25 protein-coding genes are annotated in these 18,523 nt (G+C 66.7%); 16 read left to right on the top strand and 9 right to left on the bottom strand.

All coding sequences use genetic code 11. From position 1 onward, the window contains the following. Positions 1 to 39 precede the first annotated feature (39 nt). The 10 genes from KBY99_RS08345 to KBY99_RS14925 all read left to right on the top strand — a co-directional run bounded on the left by KBY99_RS08345 (position 40) and on the right by KBY99_RS14925 (position 5,455). Positions 40 to 411 carry a hypothetical protein gene (locus KBY99_RS08345; protein ID WP_254998503.1) on the top strand — a complete coding sequence of 124 codons (372 nt, stop codon included), beginning with the start codon at positions 40 to 42 and terminating at the stop codon, positions 409 to 411. Positions 412 to 534: 123 nt separating this feature from the next. Further along, positions 535 to 810, top strand: coding sequence for a hypothetical protein (locus KBY99_RS08340; protein WP_254931715.1), 276 nt, complete (start codon positions 535 to 537; stop codon positions 808 to 810). Then, a complete protein-coding gene (locus KBY99_RS08335; protein WP_254998501.1) occupies positions 803 to 1,123 on the top strand; it encodes a hypothetical protein in 321 nt (106 codons plus the stop codon). Before KBY99_RS08340 ends, KBY99_RS08335 begins: the two co-directional genes overlap by 8 nt. Before the next feature lie 197 nt (positions 1,124 to 1,320). Beyond that, the gene (locus KBY99_RS08330; RefSeq protein WP_254998500.1) at positions 1,321 to 1,581 is read left to right on the top strand and encodes a hypothetical protein; all 261 of its coding nucleotides are present in this window, start codon (positions 1,321 to 1,323) and stop codon (positions 1,579 to 1,581) included. Between the two features lie 318 nt (positions 1,582 to 1,899). Beyond that, complete coding sequence (locus KBY99_RS08325; protein WP_254998498.1) at positions 1,900 to 2,190, top strand: DUF1778 domain-containing protein; 291 nt, start codon at positions 1,900 to 1,902, stop codon at positions 2,188 to 2,190. Further along, the gene (locus tag KBY99_RS08320; RefSeq protein WP_254998496.1) at positions 2,187 to 2,708 is read left to right on the top strand and encodes a GNAT family N-acetyltransferase; all 522 of its coding nucleotides are present in this window, start codon (positions 2,187 to 2,189) and stop codon (positions 2,706 to 2,708) included. Before KBY99_RS08325 ends, KBY99_RS08320 begins: the two co-directional genes overlap by 4 nt. Positions 2,709 to 2,764: 56 nt before the next feature. After that, positions 2,765 to 4,678, top strand: a complete 1,914-nt coding sequence (locus KBY99_RS08315; RefSeq protein WP_254998494.1) for a polysaccharide biosynthesis protein — start codon at positions 2,765 to 2,767, stop codon at positions 4,676 to 4,678. Between the two features lie 153 nt (positions 4,679 to 4,831). Further along, complete coding sequence (locus KBY99_RS08310) at positions 4,832 to 5,116, top strand: FitA-like ribbon-helix-helix domain-containing protein (protein ID WP_409996550.1); 285 nt, start codon at positions 4,832 to 4,834, stop codon at positions 5,114 to 5,116. Between the two features lie 4 nt (positions 5,117 to 5,120). Next, positions 5,121 to 5,297 carry a hypothetical protein gene (locus KBY99_RS08305; RefSeq protein WP_254998492.1) on the top strand — a complete coding sequence of 59 codons (177 nt, stop codon included), beginning with the start codon at positions 5,121 to 5,123 and terminating at the stop codon, positions 5,295 to 5,297. A gap of 8 nt (positions 5,298 to 5,305) precedes the next feature. Beyond that, on the top strand, positions 5,306 to 5,455 hold the full coding sequence (locus KBY99_RS14925) for a hypothetical protein (protein WP_409996549.1): 150 nt from the start codon (positions 5,306 to 5,308) through the stop codon (positions 5,453 to 5,455). 299 nt (positions 5,456 to 5,754) lie between these two features. On the opposite strand, the gene KBY99_RS08300 is transcribed toward KBY99_RS14925, so the two are convergent. The 4 genes from KBY99_RS08300 to KBY99_RS08285 all read right to left on the bottom strand — a co-directional run bounded on the left by KBY99_RS08300 (position 5,755) and on the right by KBY99_RS08285 (position 8,539). Beyond that, on the bottom strand, positions 5,755 to 6,192 hold the full coding sequence (locus tag KBY99_RS08300) for a hypothetical protein (protein WP_254998491.1): 438 nt from the start codon (positions 6,190 to 6,192) through the stop codon (positions 5,755 to 5,757). Between the two features lie 23 nt (positions 6,193 to 6,215). Then, a complete protein-coding gene (locus KBY99_RS08295; protein ID WP_254998490.1) occupies positions 6,216 to 6,743 on the bottom strand; it encodes a hypothetical protein in 528 nt (175 codons plus the stop codon). A gap of 8 nt (positions 6,744 to 6,751) precedes the next feature. After that, positions 6,752 to 6,940: a hypothetical protein gene (locus KBY99_RS08290; RefSeq protein WP_254998489.1), complete on the bottom strand. Its 189-nt coding sequence runs from the start codon at positions 6,938 to 6,940 to the stop codon at positions 6,752 to 6,754. Between the two features lie 78 nt (positions 6,941 to 7,018). Further along, positions 7,019 to 8,539 (bottom strand): peptide ligase PGM1-related protein, encoded by a 1,521-nt coding sequence (locus KBY99_RS08285; RefSeq protein ID WP_254998487.1) that lies wholly within the window; start codon positions 8,537 to 8,539, stop codon positions 7,019 to 7,021. 60 nt (positions 8,540 to 8,599) lie between these two features. Here KBY99_RS08285 and KBY99_RS08280 point away from each other — a divergent pair, with 60 nt between their 5' ends. Then, entirely contained in the window at positions 8,600 to 8,887 is a 288-nt protein-coding gene (locus tag KBY99_RS08280) for a SemiSWEET family sugar transporter (RefSeq protein WP_254998486.1), read from the top strand. Next, a complete protein-coding gene (locus tag KBY99_RS08275) occupies positions 8,884 to 9,312 on the top strand; it encodes a hypothetical protein (RefSeq protein WP_254998484.1) in 429 nt (142 codons plus the stop codon). Before KBY99_RS08280 ends, KBY99_RS08275 begins: the two co-directional genes overlap by 4 nt. A 38-nt stretch (positions 9,313 to 9,350) precedes the next feature. On the opposite strand, the gene KBY99_RS08270 is transcribed toward KBY99_RS08275, so the two are convergent. Next, entirely contained in the window at positions 9,351 to 11,420 is a 2,070-nt protein-coding gene (locus KBY99_RS08270; RefSeq protein WP_254998483.1) for an HDIG domain-containing metalloprotein, read from the bottom strand. A gap of 69 nt (positions 11,421 to 11,489) precedes the next feature. On the opposite strand from KBY99_RS08270, the gene folD reads away from it, so the two are divergent. The 4 genes from folD (at position 11,490) to KBY99_RS08250 (ending at position 15,480) form a co-directional block, all read left to right on the top strand. After that, the gene (folD, locus tag KBY99_RS08265) at positions 11,490 to 12,368 is read left to right on the top strand and encodes a bifunctional methylenetetrahydrofolate dehydrogenase/methenyltetrahydrofolate cyclohydrolase FolD (protein ID WP_254998482.1); all 879 of its coding nucleotides are present in this window, start codon (positions 11,490 to 11,492) and stop codon (positions 12,366 to 12,368) included. A 244-nt stretch (positions 12,369 to 12,612) separates the two neighbouring features. Continuing rightward, on the top strand, positions 12,613 to 13,515 hold the full coding sequence (gene crtE, locus KBY99_RS08260; RefSeq protein WP_254998480.1) for a geranylgeranyl diphosphate synthase CrtE: 903 nt from the start codon (positions 12,613 to 12,615) through the stop codon (positions 13,513 to 13,515). Next, positions 13,512 to 14,021: a divergent PAP2 family protein gene (locus KBY99_RS08255; protein WP_254998479.1), complete on the top strand. Its 510-nt coding sequence runs from the start codon at positions 13,512 to 13,514 to the stop codon at positions 14,019 to 14,021. Before crtE ends, KBY99_RS08255 begins: the two co-directional genes overlap by 4 nt. Continuing rightward, positions 14,014 to 15,480, top strand: coding sequence for an ATP-dependent RecD-like DNA helicase (locus tag KBY99_RS08250; protein WP_254998478.1), 1,467 nt, complete (start codon positions 14,014 to 14,016; stop codon positions 15,478 to 15,480). Before KBY99_RS08255 ends, KBY99_RS08250 begins: the two co-directional genes overlap by 8 nt. A gap of 13 nt (positions 15,481 to 15,493) precedes the next feature. Here KBY99_RS08250 and KBY99_RS08245 read toward each other — a convergent pair whose 3' ends face one another. The 4 genes from KBY99_RS08245 to KBY99_RS08230 are packed head-to-tail and all read right to left on the bottom strand — an operon-like array spanning position 15,494 to position 18,513. Further along, entirely contained in the window at positions 15,494 to 16,180 is a 687-nt protein-coding gene (locus tag KBY99_RS08245) for a GAP family protein (RefSeq protein ID WP_254998477.1), read from the bottom strand. Continuing rightward, positions 16,177 to 16,791 (bottom strand): histidine phosphatase family protein, encoded by a 615-nt coding sequence (locus KBY99_RS08240; protein WP_254998476.1) that lies wholly within the window; start codon positions 16,789 to 16,791, stop codon positions 16,177 to 16,179. The genes KBY99_RS08245 and KBY99_RS08240 overlap by 4 nt, the downstream gene beginning before the upstream one ends. A 1-nt stretch (position 16,792) precedes the next feature. Then, positions 16,793 to 17,095 carry an acylphosphatase gene (locus KBY99_RS08235; protein WP_254961377.1) on the bottom strand — a complete coding sequence of 101 codons (303 nt, stop codon included), beginning with the start codon at positions 17,093 to 17,095 and terminating at the stop codon, positions 16,793 to 16,795. Next, positions 17,044 to 18,513 (bottom strand): cobyrinate a,c-diamide synthase, encoded by a 1,470-nt coding sequence (locus KBY99_RS08230; RefSeq protein WP_254998474.1) that lies wholly within the window; start codon positions 18,511 to 18,513, stop codon positions 17,044 to 17,046. Before KBY99_RS08230 ends, KBY99_RS08235 begins: the two co-directional genes overlap by 52 nt. Between the last annotated feature and the right edge of the window lie 10 nt (positions 18,514 to 18,523).

The raw sequence follows: 18,523 nt of genomic DNA, 5'->3' as shown, positions 1-18,523 counted from the left end.
GCCTGCTGGCGCTGATCACTCTTTTCTCGTCTTACAGCCATGTCCACATCCCCTTCATCGGCGCCGTCGCCCTCAATCAGCAAATCGGAGTTCTACTCCTCTTTGCCCTGGTTCCGCCGCTTGTTGGCGACGCTCAACTGGCGACCCGTTGTCGACTACGAGCTGAGAGAGATCGAGTTCGATCGCAGAGAGATCGAGTTCGAGAAGAGGAAGAGGCAGCTCGAGAGCGAGGACGCGCAGCTGAGGAAAGACGACGAGCAAAGGAAGATCGAGCACGAGCAGCGAATGAAGCAGCTGAAGAGCGAGAACGAGCGGCTTGCCGAGCTCAACGCCAAGCTCAGTGCAATCTTGTTCAGCTCCGACACCAGCTCGACCCCTCCGAACGCAACGCCAGGCGAGTCCGAGATGTGATCTCGCTGCTGGAGGAGTACGGGGGAATGGCTTGAGGCCCCTAGACCTGCCGCGGCGCTCAGGCCCCCCATTGGTGCCGCACGAAAGCCGCGATAGGCTGAAATGCTGTCGCCCTCGCTCGCCATGGCTTCCGCGCTCCATCCGCCCGCCATCAAGCTCGTCGGCAGCAATGGCCAGATCTCGCTGGGCAAGCAGTACGCCGGCCGCCATGTTCTTGTGGAAGAGCCTGAGCCGGGTGTCTGGATCGTTCGCACCGCCACAGTGATTCCAGACAATGAGCGCTGGTTACACGAACCCGCTGCCGCAGCAGCCCTGCAGGCTGCGATGGTCTGGTCCGCCAGTCACCCACCAGCGGATGCCGATCTGGATGAAACCCTGACGCGCCTTGGCTGTGATTAAGCCTGAAGGCTGCATCAGGCTGGATCTGAACAACCCGGTGTTTCAGGAGCAGTTGCTCACGCTGCAGAAGGCTGAGCGCCATGCGGCACTCGACACCCTCAACAAGATCCGCCAGCTCACCTGGAACCAGCTCTATCGCGACCCAGGGATCAAGTGGGAGAAGATCACAAGCATCAAGCCACCGGCTGGAATCGATGCCGTCTACTCTCTGCGGATTAGCAGTTCACGCAGGGCAACAGCTCATCGTGAGGGTGAGTACATGCGGCTACTCACCATTGCCCCGGATCACGACGCGACCTACGGGAGGAAATGATTCATAAGTTTCAGGCTGCAGCAAAGTGCACCCCAGTTCGACTCCTAATATCCCCGACGGTGAAGGAAGCATGGATGCCAGAGCAGGCACCTCAGCCTCTAGCGGGCGACTAGGACGCAGGCGCCTGGCTGGTTCCCAAAGTTGTTGCCCGCAAACTGGCCGATTGTGGGGTGTAGGGGGTTTAGGCCTGCGGCCTTGTGAAAGCGGCCCAGGTTTTGGTTCCGGCAGGTTTCGCTGGTGGCTGCGAGGGCGCCCCTCCCTGCCGACCAGTACAGGTGTATTATGAGCTGAGCAGCGATGGCTCGGTGTTGGTAGGTTTTTTGTTCGACATCCAGGGTTGGATCACCCTGATCCTGGGCGGCCTGCCGGCGCTGATCACTCTTTTCTCGTCTTACAGCCATGTCCACATACCCTTCATCGGCGCCGTCGCCCTCAATCAGCAATGGCTGTTTCGATAAATCTGTCTACTGCTCCTCGCTGCCCTGGTTCCGTCGCTGCTTGGCGTAGCCGCAGGCTTCTGCGAAGCAGTTTCTCAACTGGCGACCCGTTGTCGACTACGAGCTGAGAGAGATCGAGTTCGATCGGAGAGAGATCGAGCTCAACGCCAAGCTCAGTGCAATCTTGTGCAGCTGCGCCACCAACTCGAGCCCAACCAATCCAACCCATCCGAGAGGCGCTCGGCTGCACCACGCCCACCATCAGGTTTCGGCTTCGGGGTATTCCGGGCGTCCCATGCTTATGACCGTACAGTGTCCGTACATCATCGGTCTCGTCTGATGGCAACGACCAAGCAGCCCACTAAGACCAGCCGTATTGAGCTGCGTGCATCGGAGGGCGACCGTGAGTTGCTGGATCGTGCCGCAGCTGTCATCGGCACCGACCGGAGCTCTTTCCTTTTGAACCAGGGACGACTCGCCGCCCAGCGCGTTCTGGCAAACCGTGAGCAGTTTGTGCTGGATCAGCTTGGTCTGGAGGAGTGGGAGCGCATCAACAACCGCCCCGCTCGCAACCTGCCCGGTCTGATTCGTCTGCTCCAGCGGCCATCGCCGTTTCACCGGCAGGCATGACAGCGTTTAACCCACCTGTTCTGCTGGCAGCCAATCACCAGCTGGATGGTTTTCGTTGCCGCTCGCCTGAGCAGACCAGCTGGTTGGTTGCGATGGCCAGACAGGCTCACGGATCGGGAACCACTCGCGTTTTTGTGGTGACGGAGGTCGACCAGCCGGATGTTGTTGCCTATTACGCGTGGTGCATGGCCAGCGTCGCGATTGCCGATCTGCCCGAGCGCCTCCGCCGTGGTGCCGGTCGCTATCCCCAGCCTGTTGCGTTGCTTGCTCGCCTTGGGTTTGACCAGCGCTATGAAGGTCAAGGCCTCGGTGCGGCTCTGCTCGCTGATGTGATCACACGGGTCGCGGACTTGAGTGACGCCATTGGTTGCCGTGGCTTGCTGGTGCATGCCGAATCAGAGCAGGCCCGAGCGTTCTACGAGCATCTGATTCCTGAGTGGGAGCTTTCGCCAACGGACCCCATGCACCTCGTTTTGCTTCTCAAGGACATTCGCCATACCCTCTCCAGCTCGCGCTGAGCTCGCCCTACCTATCCCACCAAGCCCCTGTCGCAACCGCGGCGGGGGCTTTTTTTATGACTTTTCGAGCTCTCACCTCCCAGCTGTTGCGGCTCGCGCCCCTGCCGCGCCGCCTGTTGCTGATCGCCGCCGATGCCCTGTTCATTCCCTTGGCGGTGTGGCTCAGTTTCTGGCTGCGCCTGGCCCATCCCTTCAACGCCAACTTCATCCAGAGCCTCTGGATGATGCCGGCCGCCCTGCTGATCGGCGTTCCGCTCTACGCCTTCACCGGCCAATACAAGGGCCTCACCCGCTATGTGGGTAGCCAGGCCCTATATCGCCTTGCTGGCCGCAATGGGCTGCTGGTGGTGTTGTTGGTGCTCGTTGGCGTGATGCTGCGGCTGCCGTTGCCGCCCCGCAGTAGCTGGCTGCTGCTCTGGCTGCTGCTCACGGGCTTCACCGGCGCGGTGCGCTTCGCCTTGCGTGATTTGTTGGTGAGCCTCCAGAACAAGCCCCGCCATGCCCTCATCCGCGTGGCCGTCTTCGGCGCCGGCGCCGCGGGAGTGCAGCTCGCTGCAGCCCTGCGCCACGCCGGCAGCCACAGCGTGGAACTGTTCCTCGACGACGAGCCCCGGCTCTGGCGCCGCGAAATCAATGGCATCGCCATTCAGCCGCCCCAGATCCTGCGCGAGCGCCGCGGCGATGTGGATCAGGTGTTGTTGGCGATCCCCTCCCTCAGCCGCAGCCAGCGCCGCCGCATCGTTGACGATCTTCAACCCCTCGGCATCCCCGTGCTGCAGGTGCCCTCGGTGGAGGAGATCACCAGCGGCCGCACCCGCATTGATGCCCTGCGCCCGGTTGCTATCGAGGAGCTCCTCGGCCGCGACGCCGTGCCGCCTAACGCCCAGCTGCTCGGCCCGGGCATCGCCGGCCAGGTGGTGCTGGTGAGTGGCGCCGGTGGCTCGATCGGCGCCGAGCTATGCCGTCAGATAGTGGCGCTCAGGCCCCGCCGCCTGGTGCTGCTTGAGCGCAGCGAACCCAGCCTCTACGGCATCGATCAGGAGCTGCGCCGCAGCCTTCCGGCGGTTGTGGAGCTGGTAGCTGTGCTCGGCAGCGTCACCGATGGCCAGCTGGTGAGCCGCGTGCTGCAGGAGCAAGCGGTGCAGGTGGTGTTCCACGCCGCTGCCTATAAACACGTGCCCCTGGTGCAGGCCAATCCCCTCGCTGGCCTGGCCAACAACGTGCTCGGCACCCTGGTGTTGGCCCGCGCTGCGGCTCGCTCTGGTGTGGCCAGCTTCACGCTGATCTCCACCGATAAGGCCGTGCGCCCCACCAACGTGATGGGTGCCTCCAAACGCGCGGCCGAGCTGGTGATCCAGGCCCTGGCTCAAGAGCTACCAGCCACCCGCCTGGCCATGGTGCGCTTCGGCAACGTGCTGGGCTCGTCCGGTTCGGTGGTGCCGTTGTTTCGTGAGCAGATTGCCAAGGGCGGGCCGATCACCCTCACCCACCCCGAGATCATCCGCTTTTTCATGACCATCCCGGAGGCTGCCCAGTTGGTGCTCCAGGCCGCCGTGCTCGCCCGCGGTGGCGATCTTTTCTTGCTGGATATGGGCGAACCTGTGCGCATCCTCGATTTGGCCAAACAGATGGTGCGCCTAAGCGGCCTTTCGCTGCGCGATGCCCAGCACCCCCAGGGCGACATCGAGATCCTGTGCACCGGTCTGCGGCCCGGCGAGAAGCTCTACGAAGAACTGCTGATCGATGCCGAAAGCGAACCCACCACCCACCCCCTCATCTACCGCGCCACCGAACGCGCCATCCCCCCCGAGCAGCTCTGGCCTCAGATCGAGGCCATGGAAGCTGCCATTCGCCGCCAAGATGCCCCTGCCGCCCTCGACTTGCTGGCCCAGCTGGTGCCCGAGTGGCAGCGGGGTGAGGTTGGGGGCCAGCCCCAGGCGGCCCATCCGGTGGAGGTTTCCCACGGCTGAAGGATGGGGCTGGGGCTGTTGAGCCATTGCCCATTTTTGTTGCCTGGGTTATGTGTTTATGCTCATAAAGCAGATGTGTTCTGCATGTTGCGCTCGTGAGGCCGGCGTGGGCAATCCAGCCCCATCCCAGAAAAGCGAGCCGATTGGGCTTTGATGCTGCAGGCGTGGACCGTGGGCGATGTCAGAAATCAGTTGGTGCGAAGTAAAATGCCATCGCTAAGCTTGCGAGGGTTGTCGGATCAGACCTATGAGGGCCTGCGGCAGCTCGCCACCAGCAACCACCGCAGCATGCAGGAGCAGGTGCGGCTTCTAATTGAACGGGAGGTGCGCTACGCCCAGGTGGGTGGGGTTAAGCGGGCCCGGCGATGGCGTTCGCTGCTTGCTGGGCGCCATTTCCTTGATCTAGCTGCCGACATTCAGGCCGACCGCAGCCGCTGAAGCGATGAACCCATCAGCACTGACCCCATCAGCACAGACCCAACCCGATGCGTTTGTACTGGATACCTCTGCCCTGCTGAGGCTTTATCTGGCCGACGGTCCATTGCCCCCCTCATTGGAGCTCGCCATGCAACGGGGGTGCAGTGGCGATGCCTTGCTGTTGAAACAGGTGCAGCGCTAGAGCAGGCTATGGCTCTCTCGCTAAGTGTGTATGACGCTAGTTTCCTTGCTCTCGCGCTCAAACATGACGCACTTTTAATCACAGCAGACAAACAATTAGCCAAGGCAGCAGCTTCCCTTGGTTGTCTCGCGGATGCTGAGCGGGGAACCATCCGCTGAGCCTGTATGCGGCCAACCAGCACGCGTCGCTTACCTGAACGCATGATTCGCAACGCTTAGTTCCACCCTCTGATTTGCAGCTGTGCGGCAATCTGTACACGCTGTACATATTTAAGATGTACAGATTCAAGATATACGGATTCAAGGTGTGAAAAAATCGAAGAGGCGCCCAAATCTTCATGGCGGCTGGCTTCCCCCTGAGAAATACACGCTCACTAACTCCCGATCATCACCGAGCGCTACTTGTCCCTGCTCCAGCGCTCCCTGCCCGCCTACAAGCAAATCAACATCTTGGCGCCTTAACCAGCGTCAAACACCCGTTTGCCATCGGCCCGTTTCTGGTTGAGGCGCCGAGCTTCCCTGCGCGTGAATTCACTCACCGTTGGGTTGGCCACCACCGGATCCACGTGGGCCACCTGCTCCCACAGCTCCCGTGGCGCCCAGCGCACCGTGTGCTCCACCCGGTCGTGCTTGGTTATGTGGCACCAGCGGTTGCCACCACAAATTGGGCAGAACAGCTCTTCAAGCCACTCGTTGCTGAGCACCAGCACCGGATAGGCCTGGATCACCAGCTTGGCTCTCTTATCCGCCATGCCTCGGGCCTTGAGCTGCTCGCTGGTGAGCAGGTGCAGGAAGTACTTCCTGCCATTGCCCTCGATGCGTTGCTCCGGGTGGGCAGGGCAGCAAAGCTGCCGCCGTTGTGGCCGCCGCGAACGGGAAGGGGATCTTTCGACCATGGAGGAGCCAGAGCCGACTGATTTTAACGGAGCTCTACCGCGGCAAGTTGCTGCGGATCGCACCGACTCCAGGCGTTGTGATCCGCAGTTGTGCTGCCAACTCCTAGGGCCAGCAGGGCTTTTTCGGCTTGCTGCTGGCGGGCAGCGCTGCGTTGCCGCTTGGCCTCCTGCTCGCCCTGCCAGTAGCGGCGCTCGGCCCGATCGCTGCTGCGCCAGGCGGCCAGGGCCTGCTCATAGCGCTCCTGCTCCAGCTCCTGGTCTTCGCGGGTGAAGCGTGCCATCAGCTCCGGATCTGGTGCCGCGGGCCTCCGTAGGGGGGAGTAGGCCTGTTGCTTGAGGTTGGCCAGCTCGCTGCTGCTGCGCCGCAGCTCCTGCAATTGACGCTGCACCGCTGGCTGCTGGCCGCGGCAGCGGCTCATCAGGGAACTCAGCTGCCGCTGGGCTGCAGCGTCCTGCTCGCGCTTTTGCCGCTCCGCGCCACTGCAGCCCAGCAGCGTTAGCGCCAGAAAGGTGGCGAAAATAAGGCTTGCTGAGGTGCGCCGTTGCTGCATCGGTGCCCTTAGGCAGCCCTACGGTCTAATTCGCCAGCGGGCGGCAGAAACTGCCACAGGCGCCTGTAGGCCTCCAACTCCAGATAACCCCAGCCCACTAGCTCGGGGTTGCTGCTCTGGACCGCCTGATAGAGCTCCTGCCGGCTACCCGGCAGGGCCTTCAAGCGATGGATGGAGAGGGCCTCCGTCCGCTGCATGGGTGCTCAAAAACTTCCTCCAACCAACCGGATCTCCCTATCCCTGTCAAGCCACCCCGGCCTGCGGCAGCTATTGGGCTAATGCCCCAGCCGCCGGGCGGCTCTCAGTAGCTCCGCTTCCGTGGCGGCATACACCGCTTCTGCTTCCGCGGCGCTGCGGCCGATGCAGGTCATGCCGAGCTTGCCGTATTGCGACAGGCAGCCCAGCAGGTGAAACACGCTGCCGCGCAGCTGGGCCTGGTCGAAGTGCAGGCCCGCCTCAGCCACGATGTCGATCAGATCCACCGGCAGCAGCCCGCGCAGGTGCGGCGCCGTGAGGTTGTCCGTTGCCTTGTAGTGCAGGGAAGGGCCGCTGGGGGCGTGATACAGCCCGCTGGCTGGATCGAGGCTGCCGCTGGTGATGGCGCTTAGCGCCATGTAGGGGTGGGTGGTGCCCCCCTGGCGCAGGTTCACCTCGATCGCCTGCAGATCCCAGCGATCGCCAAAGCGCCGGGCGATGAAATCCACCGCGTAGCGCTCCAGCGCCCCCTCTGCCGCTAGCGCCTCCCCCACCGCCTGGCCGTGGCGCATCAGCTCGGCCCGGTAGGGCTCGGCCGCCGGGAAGCTGCAGCCCAGGTAGGTCTGGCCGCTGGCGCCGCCCAGCACCTGCTCATGGCTTGAGAGCACCTCCACCTGGCCCGCTTGCCCCACTGATCCGGCTGGGCCGGGATAAATCGTGCCCTGAACGCTTGGTGAGCTGAGCTCCTCCCCGCCCTCCAGCCAAGCCTCCACCAGCGCCCCCTGCACCGCCAGCTGCTCCTTCCAGCTGGCTGCAGGCATCGGCAGCACTTCCAGGGCCTGCCGCAACCGCCGCCGCCGCTCAGCGCCGCTTAGCCCGTCCAGCTGCAGAGGTTCGAGCGGCAAAGGCGCATTGCCCTCGCCGCTGAAGCCCTCATTGAGCTTCACCACGCACTGGCGCAGCTCGGGGTGGGCTTCCCACAGCTCGGCGGTGGCTTCGCACAGGTCGTCGAGGTTGTGGGTGAGGGCCGAGCCGGGGGGGTGGGGCACGCCGCAGCGGGCGAACAGCTCGCGGCTGCCGGCCTTGCTGCCCCAATAGCCCAGGGCTGGATCGGTGCCCAGCAGCGGTACCTGCAGCCGCTCCGAGAGCTGGCGTTCCAGGTCGCTCACCACAAAGCAGTTGATGAAGCTGCGCCCCGGCCGCAGCAGCTCGGCGATGCGCCCCAGCAGGGCCGGCCGCTCCAGCAGCTTGGCGGTGAGGGGCCGGTTGGAGGCGTCGTCGGTGTCGACCAGGTGCAGCCGCCGCCGTGCGTGGGAGGTGGGCACCCCCGGCAGCAGCTCCAGCACCGCATCCACCACCAGCTCCCCCAGCGGTTTGCTGGTGGCGTACACCATGCGCACCCCCGGATCTCGCAGCCGGATCAGCGAAAACAGCTGGCGCTCCTCGTAGTGGTGGGCGCCGGTCACCAGGTCGATCTGGTTCTGGTCCATCGACAGCGACGGCACCATCAGCACGTCCACATCCGGCCCCTGGGCTGCGGTGCTCTGGCCCCACTGCGGCTGCAGTTGGGCCTGGAGCTCGCGGAAGCTGAGCAATGTCATGGGAGTGGGGGCAGGATCGAGTGCCAGCTCCCATGCTGACGGCACGCTCGCCCAATCCCCATGGCAGTTCCTTTGGTTAGTCCTGCTGTGCGCGCCCTTGGATACCTGGCGGCGTTGCTCACCACCTTGAGCTTCTTCCCCCAGGCCCTCAAGACCCTGCGCAGTGGCGACACCAGCGCCATCTCCCTGCGCATGTACGGCCTATTTACCGCCGGCATTGCCCTGTGGGCCATCTACGGGTTTTACACAGGCGATGGCCCCTTGATCGTGGCCAACCTGGTCACCCTGGTGCCCGCGGGGATCGTGCTGGAGCGCAAGCTCCAGTCCCTGCGCCCCCCGCGCCGATGAGGGGCCGGATTCTCCCTGCCCTGGACTCGCTGCTGCACGGCCTGATCAGTCTTGGCCTCGCTGCCCTGCTGACCGCCTTCATCCTGGTGGGTGCCAGCCAGCATGGGGGGCAGGGCAACTCCCAGCTCGCTGCCGACAGCCTGCGCATGCTCTGGTCGCCGGCGATATTCGCCGGGGTGGGTGTCCTGCTAATTGCCAATGGGCTGCTGCGCTGCCTGTGGCTGCTGCTGAGGAGGCCGGTTTCGCCGGCTGCAGCGGCTCCGGAACGCCCGGCCGATGCCTACGAGCGGGCCTGCGCCGAACTTGGAGTGGAGCCAGGCAGCGACTGGGCCGTGGTGCGCTCAGCCTGGCGCCGCAACCTGCCCAAGTGGCATCCAGATCAGGGCGGCGCGGTAGACGTTTGGCGGCGCAAACTGGCGGCCTAGACCCTGCTCGAGGCCTGGAAGGAATTTGAGGAGCCGCCCTAGGCGCTATAGCCCTTTCTGGCTGGGATCGGGTAGGCGATCCGCCGGTGGCGCATCCGCCGCCACACCCGCACGAAGGCCCGGATCAGTAGTTCCAGTTCGGCCCGACTGATGCCACTTTCTGCTAGCTGGTTGTCATCCTGGCGCGCTTCGATGATGCGTCGCACCATCTGGCGAGCCTCGCTTTCGCTAGTGCCGGACGGCAGGGAGCGCAGGGCTGCTTCGCAGCCATCGGCCAGCATCAAGATCGCAGTCTCCCGGCTGCGGGGCGTGGGCCCCTGATAGCGGAAGCGCTCCTCGGCAACGCCCGGATCCCGTTCGCGGGCATGGTGCAGGAAGTAGCCCATCTTCAAGGTGCCCTGGTGCTCTGGGATGAAGTCGGCCAGGGGGCGCGGCAGCCGGTAGCGGCGGGCCAGCTTCAACCCCTCATCCACATGGGCCTGCAGGATGGCGGCGCTGGCGAAGGGGTCGTCAAGGCTGTCGTGGGGATTGGCGCCCTCACCCTGGTTCTCGATAAACCATTGGGGGCCGTGCAGCTTGCCCACGTCGTGATAAAGCGCCCCGGTGCGCACTAGGTCGATGTCGGCCTGGATGGCCCGCGCCCCCTCCTCAGCTAGGCCCGCGATCATCAAGGTGTGCTCGAAGGTGCCGGGTGCTTCCACCGAGAGCCGCCGCAGCAGGGGCCTTTGCAGGTCGGCCAGCTCCATCAACCGCGCCCGCGTCACCAGGCCAAAGAAGGTTTCCACCAGCGGCGCCAGCAGCAGGCCCGCCATCAGCAGCCCCCCCAGCAGCAGGGCTTCGCTCACGAGGTCCACCCGGGCCACCGCTCCCGGCCCCTGCAGCCCCCATTGCAGTAGGAGCCACTGCAGCAGCAGCCCCGCGCCGGGCAGCAGCACCGCCAGTTGCAGTAGTTCGGCCCGGCTGCGCTGTCGTCCGGCCGCCAGGGCCGCCACGCTGCCCACCGCTGCCGCCACCAGCAGCCTCCCTCCCATCAGGGCCGTGATCGGCATCGGCCACAGGAAGCTGGCTGCCGCCAGCCAGGCCAAGCCGCAGGGGGTGCCCAGGCCTTGGGCCAGCAGCAGCGCCGGGGGCACCAGCAGCACCAGCGGACTCGCCAGCGGCCCCAGCCACAGCGCAAAACCCTGCACCACCAGCAGGGCCCCCAGGGCCAGCAGCGCTTGCCGCGGCTCCAGGCAGGCCCGCCAGCGGCGCAGCACCAGCACCAGCACGCCAGCCATGGCCAGCGCCTCTAGGAAGTGACCAAGCCAGGCCATGGGCCGCGGCCGCCGGTTCACCAGGCCGAAGTAATCGAGAACGTCAAAGGCCTGGGGGCTGATCGTGTCGCCCTGACGGGTAATCAGATCTCCCTGCTGCACCTTGATCGTGGGGATCCCCTGCTGGGTGATCAACGCCTCGATGCGTCGCTGGCTCAGGCCTGGATCACTGCGCAGGTTGGAGTGGCCCTGTAGGGAGCTAGCCAAAAGCCGTGCCCCCAGCCCCCGCGGTAGCGGTGCCAAGGGCTCGAGCTGCAGGGTGGCCGCTTGCAGCAGCTGGCCTTCTGCCACCCCAGCTGCCAGCCCCTGGCTGAGCATGCGCAGCTGGGCTTGGCGCACCTCCCGGCCCCAGGCCGTGAGCTGGGTGCCCCCTGCCCCCCGCAGCCAATTGCGCTCCTCGGTGGTGATTGCCACCGGTTCGATGCGTTGCTGGTCTGATTTGGCCTGCTGCTCCACAGCCTGCAGATCCTGCTCCAATTTCTGACGCAGCTGCCCGTTGGCCTGCTCATCCACCACCTGCACCGTGCTGCGAGGCACCAACTCCTGGCGCCGCTCCTCCAGGGCGTTGCTATCCACCACCATTGCCGCCTGCGGCGCCTTAGCAGTGAAGGGCGCCTCCATGCCAGGTCGCAGGTTTGGCTCCACCAGCCAGGGCCAACTCGATACCAGTGCCACCAGGGCGCACACCAGCAGCACTGACGCTGTATCACGATTGCGCCAAACCCCCGGCGAATGCCGCGGGCGCTCCAGCCGCAATAGCTGCCGCCACAGGGTTCGCAGCCGCCTTAACACCATTCCAAAACGCTAGCTGGCCCCAGGCCGGGCGGGATTGCAAGCTGGGGAGGCGTGCTTGCTTTCTGCACCATGGCCACCCGTATGGACGGTCGCCAGCTGGCCGGTGAGATCGAACTCCGGTTGCAGGCGACGATCGCTGAGCGACTGGCAGCGGTGGGTCGCCCGCCTGGTTTGGCGGTGTTGCGGGTGGGCGACGACCCGGCCAGCGGCGTCTACGTAGCTAATAAGGAGAAGGCCTGCGCCCGGGTGGGCATCACCAGCCTCGGGGCCCACCTCGATGCTGGTTCCAGTGCGGCCGAAGTGCTGGCCGCGGTGCAGCAGCTCAACGCCGATACCGCCTGCGACGGCATCCTGCTGCAGCTGCCCCTGCCTGCCGGCCTCGATGAGGGCCCGCTGCTGCTGGCGATTGACCCGGAGAAGGATGCCGACGGCCTGCATACCCTCAACCTAGGCCGCCTGCTCAAGGGTGAGTCGGGGCCGCGTAGCTGCACCCCTGCTGGTGTGATGGCCCTGCTGGCCCGCCACGGCGTGGCCCTTTCCGGCCAGCGGGCCGTCGTGGTGGGCCGCAGCATCCTGGTGGGCCAGCCGATGGCGCTGATGCTTCAAGCAGCCGATGCCACCGTGAGCGTGGCCCACTCCCGCACCACTGATCTTGCTGCCCTCACCCGCCAGGCCGACGTGCTGGTGGTGGCCGCCGGCCGGCCCCGCATGATCGGCGCTGAGCATGTGAAACCCGGCGCCGTGGTGATTGATGTGGGCATCCACCGCGTCGAGGGTGGACTCTGCGGCGATGTGCGTTTTGAGGAGGTGGAGCCCCTAGCCAGCGCCATCAGCCCCGTGCCAGGTGGCGTCGGCCCGATGACCGTCACCATGCTGCTGGTAAACACCGTGGTGGCCTGGTGCCGCCGGGCCGGCGTCGCCCACGACCTGGGCGATCTGGTGCCCTGAGCGGGGCTTGGATGGTCCCTGGGCTGATAAGGGTCGAGGGGGTGAACAAGACCGGGGGGTGATGTTCTGCTGCTGTCCTTGATTCTGTACAGCTGTACAGAATCAAGGACACTGTGCCCAAAACCAAGGACACTGGGCTCAGCGAAGCCAGAGCTCTAGGCCGCAACGTTGCGCGCTCTTGAGCACCCTGCGCCACCCCGCCTGAGAGAATCCCGCTAGCACGGAGGCCCCTGGCCGAAGCTCCATGACCGCGGCGGACTCCAGCCCCTTTGACTTCGCCGCCTATCTGGAGGCGACCCGCCTGCGGGTGGAGGCGGCCCTTGATGGCTCCCTGGGGCCGGAGCGGCCCGAGTCCCTGCGCGAGGCGATGCGTTATTCGCTGCTGGCTGGTGGCAAGCGGCTGCGGCCGATCCTCTGCCTGGCGGCCTGTGAGCTGGCAGGCGGCGACAGCGCCTTGGCCATGCCAACGGCGGTGGCCCTCGAGATGGTGCACACCATGTCGCTGATCCACGACGACCTGCCGGCGATGGACAACGACGATCTGCGCCGCGGCCGCCCCACCAATCACAAGGTGTATGGCGAAGCCAACGCCATCCTGGCCGGCGACGCCCTGCTCACCCGTGCCTTTGAGATGGTGGCGCTGCGCAGCCCAGGCGTGGAGGCCGAGCGATTGCTGGCGGTGGTGGGCGAGCTATCCCTGGCTTCCGGCGCCCCCGGCTTGGTGGGCGGTCAGGTAGTGGATCTGGAGTGTGAGGCCAAATCCGTCGATCTCGACACCCTCGAATACATCCACCTGCACAAAACCGGCGCCCTGCTGCGGGCCTGCGTGCTCACCGGCGCCCTGATCGCCGGTGCCTCCGAAGACCTGCTGGCCGCCCTGAGCACCTACGCCCGCGGCATTGGTTTGGCCTTTCAGATCATCGACGACATCCTCGATGTCACGGCCAGCAGTGAAGTGCTTGGCAAAACCGCAGGCAAGGATCTCACCGCCGACAAAACCACCTACCCCAAGCTGCTGGGCTTAGAGGAATCGCGCCAGCGGGCTGATGCCCTGGTGGCCGAGGCCCAGGCCGCCCTGGCGCCCTGGCACGAGAGTGCCGCGCCCCTGCTTGCCCTGGCCGACTACATCACGAGCCGCGACCGATGAGTAACTCCGTGCTGATAGGCGTCTTCGACAACGGCGTGCTCTGGTGGGGCCTGGCGGCCTGTGGCGTTGCCCAGCTCTCCAAGCTGGTGATTGAGCTGGTGGTGCACCGCCGCTGGAATCCGCGGGTGCTGGTGGAAACCGGTGGCATGCCCTCGAGCCACTCGGCCCTGCTCACCGGCACCACCGCAGCCCTGGGTTGGGTGCAGGGCTTTGAGGGGCCCCTGTTTGCCCTGGCGGCCGTGCTCTGCTTTGTGGTGCTCTACGACGCCTCCGGTGTGCGCCGCGCCGCTGGCCTCACCGCCGCCCGCGTCAATGAGATGGGTGACAACTCCATGGCCAGCGCTTCTTCCTCCCCGAAACCCCTCAAGGAAAATCTCGGCCACACCCGCCTTGAGGTGCTGATCGGTGCCCTGATCGGGCCACTGGTGGCCTTGCCTGGTTTGGTGCTGGCTGGCTCGCCGCTGCATCTGGCCCAGGGCCTGGGCTGGTTCACCGCGGTTGGTTGACCCCGATGCTCCCGACTCAGCCGCGGCCCTAACCGCCGACCAGCAGGCCGCCGCTGCCGCCTTCGCCGATTGGCTGGGGGCGCCAGCAGATGGCACGCCGTTTGTGCTGAGCGGCTACGCAGGCACCGGCAAAACCTTTCTCTCGATGCGCTTTCTGGCCCAGGTGGAGGCCACCGGCCTCTGCTGGACCGTGGTGGCCCCCACCCATAAGGCCGTGGGTGTGCTGCGCTCCTATCTGGCTGGGGCTGGCCTTTCGCCCACCTGGTTTCCTTCCACCATTCACCGCCTGCTGCGGCTGAAACTCAAGCGCCAGCGCGATATCGAGCGCTGCGAGGAAACGGAGCAAACCGCCGTCGCCCTCGAGCACCTGGGCCTGGTGCTGATCGATGAGGCCTCGATGGTGGACTCCACCCTGCTGGAGATCAGCTTGCGCTGCGCCCACCCTTTTCGCACCCGGCTGGTGTTTGTGGGCGATCCGGCCCAGTTGCCGCCGGTTGGTGAACCCGTTAGCCCGGTGTTCAGCCTGGGCCGGGCCAGCCGGGCTGAGCTGCGCCAGGTGGTGCGCCACCAGGGGCCGGTGCTGCGCCTGGCCTCGGGGTTGCGCCAGGGCGACCTGCCCTGCCGCCGCCCGCCGCCGCTGCCGCCGATCCGCAATGCCAGCGGTCAGGTGGCCCTGCTGGACCGGCGTGAGTGGCTCGAGGCCGCCCAGGCAGCCCTGCGCCGCAGCGCCGAAACCGACAACCCCGACCTAGCCCGCATCCTCTGCTACACAAACCGCTCCCTCGAGCAGCTGGTGCCGATCGCCCGCCGCGCCCTGCACGGCGAAATGGCCGACCAGCTGCCGGTGCTGCCAGGTGAGGTGCTGATCACCCGCGCTGCCGTGATGGCCCCCGCTTGCCGCGAGGGCGAGGACGCCGCCGAGGAGCCCGACATGCTGCTGGGCTCCAACCGGGAGCTGGTGGTGCGCGATGTCATCCCCGAACGCTGCGATCTGGCCGATTTCGGCGTGCCTGATGCGCCGGTGATCGATACCCTCACCGCCCGGGTGGAGGCCGGCGATAGCCAGCTGAGCCTGCGCCTACTGCCGCCCCTGGGCTCGGCGGCCCGGATCGCCCTCGAGGCTGTGTTGGCCCGCCTACGCCAACAGGCCAAGGACGCCGGCAAGCAGGACGGCAAGGGGCTGTGGCGCCGTTTTTTCCTGGTGCGAGATGCCTTTGCCTCCCTCGGTCCGGCCGCCGTTCTCACCGTGCATCGCAGCCAGGGCAGCACTTTTGCCGAGGTGTTTGTGGATGGCGATGTCTTCTGGCCCAGCGACACCGTGCTGCGCCGCCAGCTGGTGTACGTGGCCGTGAGCCGGGCCAGCCAGGCGGTCACGCTCCAGGCCGGCGCTCCGGGTGCCGGGCCCAGCTCCCTCGCCGAGCAGCAGCTCTGGAGCGACTGGTTGCAGGTGGATGGCTGATTGCGCTGGCCTCTCAGGCCAGCCGCAGGCCCTCGATGCCCTGCCAGCCCAGATACACCGCCAGGGCCACGCTCACCAGGCCCACCAGCAGGTCGCCCTTGGCGAACAGCCACTGCTTGCCCCGCTCCAGCAGGGGCAGCATGCGCTCTGGGCCCGCCAGCAGCAGGGCCAGCAGCGGCAGCAGCAGCAGGCTGGCGCTCACCAGGCTAAATACCCCAGTGGCCAGCAGCTCCTGGCCGCGGCCGAGCCCCGCTGACAGCAGGCTGCTGGCGGACTTGGCAAACAGGAACAGATCGTCGGGGCTGGCCACCTGCAGGCCGGCACTGATGGCAAGCAGCAGCGGCAGGGGCAGGGCACAGAACTGATCGAGGCGGCGCGTCCAGCCCGGCGGCCCCGCACCCTCTTCATTTTTATTCAGCAGCTCTTTCACCCCCAGCCCCAGCAGGGCACCGGCGGCCAGTAGGTCGAGGCCGGTGAGGTGGTCACTGCCCTTGTCCATGCTCAGCAGCAGGCTGTGGCCCACCGTGAGCAGCAGGGTTATGGCCAGGGCGGCGGTGACCAGCCAGGCAGCCACAAACAGCCCGCCCCGCAGCAGCGGCTTGGGGCCGAGCAGGAGCAGCAGCAGCAGGCCTATGTGGAGCGGTGAAAAGCCGATCGCCAAACCAAAAGCTGATAGCTCGCCGAGCAGGTTGGTACTCATGGTGGGGTCGTTACCTGGGCATTCCAGCGCACGACCGTGCGCCGTTCCCGCTCGTGGCCAAGCACCGACAGCGTGGCCGTATTCAGGTTGAACAGGGCCCCGCCTGCAGCCCCCAGCCCCAGCCAGGTGCCCGCCAGGCTGCGCAAGATATGGCCGTGGGCTACCAGCGCCACCGCTGGGGTCTGGGGGGAGGCCAGGGATTCAGCCAGGGCGATCACCCTCTGGCAGCGCTGCTCTACTTCCAGGCAGCTTTCACCGTCTGGGCAGCCATGGCTCCATACGCTCCAGTCGGGCACCTGGGCGCGGATCTCGGCGGTGCTGATGCCCTCGTAGCGGCCGTAGTCCCACTCCTGAAGGTCGGGGCAGATCTGGGCGCCCTCCCCCAGGCCCGCCAGCTCGGCGGTGCGCCGGGCCCGTTGCAGCGGACTCACCAGCACCGCCGCAAAGCGCTGGCTCGCCAGCCCTGGCGCTAGGTCCCGGGCCTGCGCTTCACCCTCCGGCAGCAGGGGCAGGTCGGTGCGGCCGGTGTGGCGCCCGTCGCGGGCCCAGCTGGTCATCCCATGGCGCAGCAGCCACAGTTCGAGCTGGGGAGGGGTGTTCAGCTGAGCCATTTCAGCGGCGCACCTCAAACCAGTCGGTGCCGGCGGCGGCTACCTGGCTGCTAGCCACGCTGTTCACCACCGCTTCAGCCGGGCCTTTCTCGCACCACAGCCGCAGCTCGGTGAGCTCCTGCGGGCAGCCCTCAGCTTCTATTTCCACCGAACCATCGGAGCAGTTGCGCACCCAGCCGCTCAGGCCAAGATCCTGGGCCCGCAGCTTGCAGGCGGCCCGGTAGCCCACCCCATGCACTTGGCCGCGCACGATCAAACGCCAGCGTTCCTGCTGGATCTGGGGCCGGGGTTCGTGGGGCTGCACGAAGCGGCGCTCGTCGGCAGCGGCGCGGCGCGCGCGGCTGCGGCTGCCAGGCGTGAGGGAATCACCGGGCATCCAGCCCAGTGGAGGTGCAGCCAGCTGGCGTGCACGTTCGGCGCTGTCCATCCTTCGCTCCGGGTTACGGTCCCCCAGCCGTCAAGCTGCCACAGCCCGTCGCCGGCCGCCACAGCTTTGTCGCAGTTCTGCAGAGGCTCCAGTTGCCAGCGGTGAAATTCATGGCCGCAAAAGCTCTCGCCCGGCCGCACCAGCAAGCCATTGGCCGTGGCGGTAGCCGTGCGATAGCCCAGGCTCAGGGCGCCTTTGCGGGCCTTGAAAGGCAGCACGCCAGCCATCGGCTGCAGCTGCCCCTCGCCATCCGCCAGCTGCTCGCCCAGCAGCAGCAGGCCGCCGCATTCGGCCACCAGCGGCAGCCCCGCCGCCGCAGCCCGGGCCAGGTCGCCCAGGCTGCGCCGGCTCGTCGCCAGCTGGGCCGTGTGCAGCTCCGGGTAGCCCCCCGGCAGCAGCACCGCTCGGCAGCCCTCGGGTAGGGGCTCATCGGCCAAGGGGCTCCAGGCCCGCGGCTCCAGGCCCACCGCCTCGAGCAGCTCGCCGGCCTCCGGATAGCGGAAATGGAAGGCCGCATCGCTGGCGATCGCCACCGGCAGGGGCTGGGAGCTATGTCGCAGCTGGGAGCTCTGGCGCAGGCACCAGCTGATCGGATTTTCGGCGCCTGGCTCGGCTGCTGGTGGGGCCAGCAGGGGCACCAGCTGCTTCAGGTCCAAGTGGCGGGCGGCCAGCTCGGCCCACTGCTCCTGGCGCTGCTCGAGGTCGTGCAGCTCCCCCGGCGGCAGCAGGCCCAAGTGACGGGAGGGCAGCTCCAGGCTGGGGTGGTGCGGCAGCACCCCCAGCAGCGGCACCTCGATGCTGGCCAGGGCTTCCGCCAGCAGGGCGTGGTGGCGCTCGCTGCCCACCCGGTTGAGCACCACCCCGGCCAGCTGCACCGCTGGTGGGCCATGGTCGCGGAAGCCCCGCACCAGCGCCGCCAGGGAGCCCGCCTGCCGCGACGCCTCCACCACAAACACCACCGGCAGGCCGAGCTGGGCCGCCACCGCTGCCGAGCTGCCCTCACTGCTGGGGCCGCGGCCATCGAACAGGCCCATCACCCCCTCCACCAGCGCCAGGTCGGCCCGGCTGCCGTGCCAGCTAAAGCAGCGCTCCAGCCACTCGGGCCCGCACAGCAGGGGATCGAGGTTGCGGCAGGTGTGGCCGCTCACCCGGCTGAGCAGCTGGGGATCGAGGTAGTCGGGCCCCACCTTGAAGGGCTGCAAACCCAGGCCCTGCGCCCGGGCCCAGGCCGCCAGGCACAGGGACAGCAGGGTCTTGCCGCTACCGCTGCTGGGCGCGGCGATCAGACAGGCCATTTAGGGGAGG

This window comes from Cyanobium sp. Maggiore-St4-Cus (genome assembly GCF_024345615.1).
Taxonomy (GTDB): domain Bacteria; phylum Cyanobacteriota; class Cyanobacteriia; order PCC-6307; family Cyanobiaceae; genus Cyanobium_A; species Cyanobium_A usitatum.
The sequence above is the reverse complement of the archived record's forward strand: the minus strand, read 5'-3'. Positions and strand labels throughout refer to the sequence as shown.